This is a genomic window from Achromobacter sp., assembly GCF_036567245.1.
In the GTDB taxonomy this organism is placed as follows: Bacteria; Pseudomonadota; Gammaproteobacteria; order Burkholderiales; family Burkholderiaceae_B; genus Achromobacter.
Genome location: NZ_DATCUY010000704.1, coordinates 1 through 5,982, shown reverse-complemented (window position 1 = coordinate 5,982; position 5,982 = coordinate 1). Strand labels below are relative to the sequence as shown.

The 5,982-nt window shown below is 66.0% G+C and carries 7 protein-coding genes; 6 read left to right on the top strand and 1 reads right to left on the bottom strand.

What is annotated here, in order from left to right; translation table 11 throughout:
• Nucleotides 1-49: 49 nt before the first annotated feature.
• Nucleotides 50-919 (bottom strand): VOC family protein, encoded by an 870-nt coding sequence (locus VIR09_RS30445; RefSeq protein ID WP_332016263.1) that lies wholly within the window; start codon nucleotides 917-919, stop codon nucleotides 50-52.
• Between the two features lie 134 nt (nucleotides 920-1,053).
• On the opposite strand from VIR09_RS30445, the gene VIR09_RS30440 reads away from it, so the two are divergent.
• The 6 genes from VIR09_RS30440 to VIR09_RS30415 all read left to right on the top strand — a co-directional run.
• Complete coding sequence (locus VIR09_RS30440; RefSeq protein WP_332016262.1) at nucleotides 1,054-1,947, top strand: hypothetical protein; 894 nt, start codon at nucleotides 1,054-1,056, stop codon at nucleotides 1,945-1,947.
• Nucleotides 1,948-1,982: 35 nt separating this feature from the next.
• Nucleotides 1,983-2,639 (top strand): hypothetical protein, encoded by a 657-nt coding sequence (locus VIR09_RS30435; protein ID WP_332016261.1) that lies wholly within the window; start codon nucleotides 1,983-1,985, stop codon nucleotides 2,637-2,639.
• A 197-nt stretch (nucleotides 2,640-2,836) separates the two neighbouring features.
• Nucleotides 2,837-3,673 (top strand): transporter substrate-binding domain-containing protein, encoded by an 837-nt coding sequence (locus VIR09_RS30430; RefSeq protein ID WP_332016260.1) that lies wholly within the window; start codon nucleotides 2,837-2,839, stop codon nucleotides 3,671-3,673.
• Nucleotides 3,674-3,686: 13 nt separating this feature from the next.
• Nucleotides 3,687-4,424: an amino acid ABC transporter permease gene (locus VIR09_RS30425; protein ID WP_332016259.1), complete on the top strand. Its 738-nt coding sequence runs from the start codon at nucleotides 3,687-3,689 to the stop codon at nucleotides 4,422-4,424.
• A complete protein-coding gene (locus tag VIR09_RS30420; protein WP_332016258.1) occupies nucleotides 4,414-5,223 on the top strand; it encodes an amino acid ABC transporter permease in 810 nt (269 codons plus the stop codon). Before VIR09_RS30425 ends, VIR09_RS30420 begins: the two co-directional genes overlap by 11 nt.
• Nucleotides 5,210-5,982: amino acid ABC transporter ATP-binding protein (locus tag VIR09_RS30415; protein WP_332016257.1), on the top strand; the 773-nt coding region annotated here is incomplete at its 3' end. The genes VIR09_RS30420 and VIR09_RS30415, both read left to right, overlap by 14 nt.

The following is a 5,982-nucleotide window of genomic DNA, read 5'->3' as shown; positions in this document are numbered from 1 at the left end:
GCGTAGTCGGTGGAAAAGCAATTCCAGTAGTCGGGCAGGGGCTGGCCCATCATGCCTCCTGCACGAAGACTTGCACCGCGCCCGCGGCATGCTCGGGCGCCACGGCCAGTTCGCCTTGCGCGTTGGCGCGGTAGGGGACCTGTTTACTGTCCAGCCACGCACGCGTCTGCCCGATATCGCGCACGCCGATGACGGAGCCGGCGAACCAGCCGCCCTGGCTGCTTGTGGGCAGGCCCGCCGGCACGCGCACATGGGGATAGCGTTGCTCGAAGGCGGCGGGCCTGAGGAAGTCGATGCGCAGGCTGCCGCGCCGCACCTGCAGTCCCTGCTCCGGCAGCTCGCTGATGGCAATGGGGCCGAGCACGCGTTCATATGCGGGGCGCAGGGCTTGCGGTGCGGGATGTAAGACGATCAGGGACTCGATGCGGCGCGCGCCATTGGGGTGAGTCTGCCATTCGGGGCGGTAGACCAGATGGCGCGTGAGATGGCCGCAGGTAAAGAAGTCAGGCACCGCGAACAGTCCGGCGGGAAACTGGGTATTGTTCCAGGCCGCGTCCTCGCTGCCTTCGGGCAGGTGCACCGGCCGGCCGCCGCGCTGCGGCGGTTCGGCCTCTATGCCCAGGCGGGCCAGCTCGGCGTGGACGGCGGTGCTGTCGGTGGTTTGCAGGGCAACGGATACCGGACCTTCGTAGGCGTCGTCAAAGCCTGCGAAGCGCGACTGGTCCCGCAGTTCCGGCGGAAAGGCCAGCAGTTCCAGGTAGTTGGCGTCCAGGATCAGCGTCTGGTTGCGCGTGCCGCGATGGTGCCGGCCTTGCGGCGCCAGGGCGAATCCCAGCTTCTGATATTGCTCGGTTGCGGCCTGCAGATCATGCACCCGGATGATGTAGTGGTCGAGTCCTGTGACTGAGGGTATGGACATCGCGTTTCCTGATTTTTCTTGACGGAAACAGGCAGTCTGGCCGATGCGAAGTCGGGCCAGAACGATTGAATTCGCATGTGGATATCTGTTTTCTGATGAGGGGTTCCGCGTGGCGATAGAATGCGGACTCCGACATGCGTCCTGCCAGCAAGAAAAAATCCGTGCCTGTTGTCCGTTCACCCGCCAGCTATCGCGCCAAAGCCCCCGCCAGCATTGCGCTGGCGCTCGCATTGTTGATGGCCGGCGCCGCGCAGGCGCAGGGTGCGGCGCCCGCGACGGGCAAGGTCAGCGAGGCCATGGGCGATTTCCGGATCGAGGGATATGAAGATTCGCGGCTGCGCCAGATCAAATACCGCGGCAATACCTATCGGCCGTTGAATGCCTACGAGTTCATCCACGTGCGCGCGCTGGGCCCGACGATGGACGGCCAGCCGGTGCTGCTGGCCGTGTCGAACGATTTCATGGGCGTGGGCACGATTTTGATCGCGGTGCAGAACGACACGCCGCTGGCGCGCGTGCTGAGCCCGACCATCGACACGCGCGATCCCGATCTGGGCCTGCCGCAGCCCGGGCGCCAGGACTTGCTGCTGTTTACGGCGGGCTCGCGCGCGCTGGTCACGTCGACCGGGAAAGTGCTGTGGTTCGAGCATCTGCTGCTGCCCAAGGAATACCAACCGTCGGGAGGCATGCTGGTGTCGGTATCGCCGGACAATGGCAGCGGCGCCTTGCTGCTGGACAACGAGATCCGTCTGAGCAGGGCGGACGAGGGTGTCTACGCGCGCGTGCCATTCACGAGGGCGATGCAGGGCAAGGCCTTCAAGCCGCTATGGGACGAGAGCTATGCGACTGCGCGCAAGACGCATGACGAGGGACGCCGCATCGATCAGCGCCGCCTGTACGACAACCTGAAAGCCGAATGGATCAACCGGAATTTCCGCTGGCACCAGACCGCGCAAGGCTGGCAACTGCGGGGGCAGGGGCTGGACTCATCGCCAGTCCCGGCACCGGAACGCGGAGAGGTCCGATGATGGCGCGCGCCAGGTTCCGGCGGGCCGCAAGAAGCATGTCGCGCTTGGCGGCGCCCGCGCTGCTGGCGGGGCTGATGGCGGGGTGCGCGACGCAACCTGATGTTTTTGAAAAGCACCTGCGCAGCGAAGACGCGAACCCTGCGGACGCCGCGCTGACGCTGGACGTCACCTTCGCCCGCGCACCCGACCATGATCCCAAGTCGAATGTGTACGGCGGCGCCGCGCAGCGTGTCGAGTATTCGGGCTATCCCAGTATCGACGTGCCCTTCTATCGAAAGGGCCTGGGTTTCGAGCTGGGCGTGCTGGGGGATCCGCGGGCGTTGCTGGCATTGCCGTATCCCTCGCCCAAGGTCGATGCGTCCACGGTCAAGCTGAAGATCTTCGGCCAACGCCTGGATGCCAGGCACTATCGTTTCCTGGTCCTGCCACGGCCCGGTTGGCGCAGCCTGGACAGCTTCCAGGTGTCGTTCGCCATCAATGGCCGGCGCGAGGGCATGACGTTCGCCTATAGCGCCCAGACCACGTGCGACAGCAGCTTCGACGTGACGACGCCCACCTACGGCTTCGGCATGTCGGTCTCGGCAAGTTTCCCCGGCGGCAAGCCGGGCTGCCTCAAGGCTTGCGACGCGCGGCCGGGCTATCCGGGTCATTGCGCTTTCTTTTCCGGCTTCGAGACCGTACCTGGCCTGTAGCGCCGGCACTCCACCCACAGCAGTTTCTGCCGAACACGCGGCGGTGTGGCTCTGCCTCGTCGCCGGGCACGGGCGCGCCGGTGGACTTCTAGCGGAATCGGACGTCTCGCATATTCATATCTGAAAGTCTTCTTTGTCGTGGCGTGCGTGGGCAAGCAGCATGGAGGTCCGTTCACTGCTCTCCAATAGACAACGACATGGCAACTCGCAAGACACCGGGCGGCGCCCGCATCGCAATTTCCCTGGCGCTGGCCCTGGGCGCCGGCACGGCGCAGGCCGACGCCACCCTGGACAAGGTCAGGGAACGCGGAACGATCACCATAGGCGTGCTGGCCAATGGCGGCGTGTTCGGCTCGCTGGATCCGGCCACGCAGCAGCTGGTGGGCTGGAATCCGGAGTTGGCGCGCGAGCTCGCCAAGGATCTGGGCGTGAAGGCGGAACTGGTGCAGGTGCAGACCGCCACGCGCACGCAGTTCCTGATTTCCGGCAAGGTGGACTTGCTGATCGCGTCCATGGAACTGAACCCCGAGCGCGCCGAGATCCTGGGCTATGCGCCTACGCCGTTCTTCCGGGTGGGCGGCACGGCCGCCACGCTCAAGACCAGCGGCATCGCCAAATGGGAAGACCTGCGCGGCAAGCCGGTGTGCGTGTCGCAGGGCAGCAGCTTCGCGCGGCCTTTGTCGGCGGACTACGGCGCGGTGGTCAAGGGCTACAAGAGTTCGTCGGATTCGCTGCTGGCGCTGCGCGGCGGCCAGTGCGTCGCGGCCGTGCACGACTCGACCTTGATCCAGCCGCTGCTGCGCAGCAATCCGGAATGGAAGGACTACCACGCGCCCATCGCCTCCGAGGTACTGCCGGCCAACTCGGTGGTCTGGACCCGCAAGGGCGAGGCCGACACCATCGCCGCCGTGGACAAGGTGGTGCAGGACTGGCACCGCAGGGGGTGGCTGATCGCCACCGAAACGCGCCTGGGCATCGCTCCGCCGCAACCGCTGCTGCAGGAACTGCGCGCGAAGTACAAGCAGGGCAGTTGAGGCGGGCCGGGGCATGTTCGAATCGGCATTGCAAGCCTGGGTCGGTTTCTTCAAGCCGCTGGGCCTGAACTACAGCTTTGTGCTGGACGCGGGCGAGCTGTCCGCATTTGGCCGCGGACTGCTGGTCACGCTGCAGCTATGCGCGTGGACCATACCGGCCAGCCTGCTGTTCGGCGTCCTGATCGCCGCGGGCCTGACCAGCGGCCGCGCCTGGCTGGCCCGGCCGCTGCAGGCCTTCGTGGAGGTCACGCGCAATACGCCCACCCTGGTGCAGCTGTACTGCGCCTTCCTGGTGCTGAACATGCTGATCACGCAAAAACTGGGCGGCGGCAGTCCGATAGCGCCGTTCGCCTGGGTAGTGATCGTGGTGGCGCTGCACAAGGGCGTGTTCCATGCCGAGGCCCTGCGCGCGGGCATCGAAGCGGTGCCTGCGGTGACGATGGAGGCGGCGCGCTCGCTGGCGTTTTCGCGGCGCCAGATCCTGACCCAGGTGCAGTTGCCGCTGGCGCTGCGCTTTGCCTTGCCGGCGCTGGTCAACAACCTGGTGGACCTGGTGAAGACGACCGCCATCGCCTCGGCCATCGCGGTGGGCGACGTGACCTATGAATCCATCATGATCTGGTCGTACCGCGACAACGTGTTGGAACTGCTGCTGCTGATCCTGCTGTATTTCGGCCTGCTGACGTGGCTGGTTGGCCTGGGCGGGAGATGGCTGGAAGCGCATTTGAGGATGCCGGGCTATGGGCAATGATCTGGTGTTGCAGGCGGGGACAGCGGGGCGTCGGCTGCCGGCGGCTTTGCGCGATCCCTGGCTGGCAATATTCCTGGCGCTGGCGGCCCTGAACCTGGCTTGGGCGGCCACCGGTACGGCGCCGGCCGCGGTGCGGGCGCTGTGGCAGTGGTCGCCCGCCTTGTTGCGCGGGCTGGCGATGAACATCCAGCTCAGCGTGCTGGCCATGGCGCTGGGCACGCTGGCCGGGCTGGTGGTGGGCGCGGCGTCGCTGTCGCCGTCGCCGTTGTTGCGCAGGCTGACGCGCGCCTACGTGCTGCTGTTCCGCAATGCGCCCATCCTGGTATTGGTGTACTTCACCACCTATGTGTTTCCCTTCGAGCTCAAGCTGGGCGGGTGGAACCTGCCGTTTCCGGACTGGATCAAGGTGGTGATCGGCCTGGGGCTGCCGGCCAGCGCCAATGTGGCCGAGATTTTCCGCGGCGCGATCCAGTCCATCCCCAGCGCCCAATGGGAGGCCGCGCAATCGCTGGCGTTCCGGCGCTCGCAGATCTTCCGCATGATCGTGTTGCCGCAGTGCCTGCGGCGGATGTTGCCCTCCTGGATGAATCTGTACGCCAGCATCACCATGAGCACGTCGCTGGCCTCGCTGGTGGGCGTGCACGATCTGGTCGATGTGGCCACGGTGGCCAGCAATACCGTGTCGCGCACCGACTTCACCATACTGGTCTATTTCACGCTATTGGCGCTTTTCTTCGCCTATTGCTATCCCATCGCGCGCTGGACGCGGTATCTGGAAAGACGCCATGAGCATTATTGAATTCGAGGCGCGCGCCGCCGCTTTCCAAGCGGCCGCCCAGACCCCGCTGGTCAGCCTGCAGGACGTGCACCTGGCTTTTGGCCAGACCGAGGTGCTCAAGGGCATAGACGTCGAGATCAAGCAGGGCCAGGCGGTGTCCATCATCGGGCCTTCGGGTTCGGGCAAGTCCACCATCCTGCGCTGCATGACCGGGTTGCTGCGTCCGCAGCGCGGCCGCATCCAGGTCGGCGGCGTGCGCGTGGATGCCTTGAAGACCGAGTCCGAGCTGATTGGGTTGCGCAGGCGCGTGGGCTTCGTGTTCCAGCAGTACAACCTGTTCCCGCACCTGAGCGTGCTGCAGAACCTGACGATCTCGCCCATCAAGGTGGCCGGGCTGCCGCGGGCGCAGGCCGAGGCGCGGGCGCGCGAGCTGCTGGCCAAGGTGCGGATGGCGCACAAGGAAGACGCCTATCCCGGCGAGCTGTCCGGCGGCCAGCAGCAGCGGGTGGCGATTGCGCGCGCGCTGGCGTTGCAGCCCGAGTTGATCCTGTTCGATGAAGTGACTTCCGCGCTGGATCCGGAGATGGTCGGTGAAGTCCTGACCGTGATCCGTGAACTGGTGCAGGACGGCCTGACCTGCGTGCTGGTCACCCATGAAATGCGCTTTGCCGAAGAGGTCAGCGACACCGTGTATTTCACGGAGGCCGGCCGCATCGTCGAGTCCGGCCCGCCGGCGCGTCTGTTCGGGGCGCCCGCCAGCGAGCGCACGCGCGCCTTCCT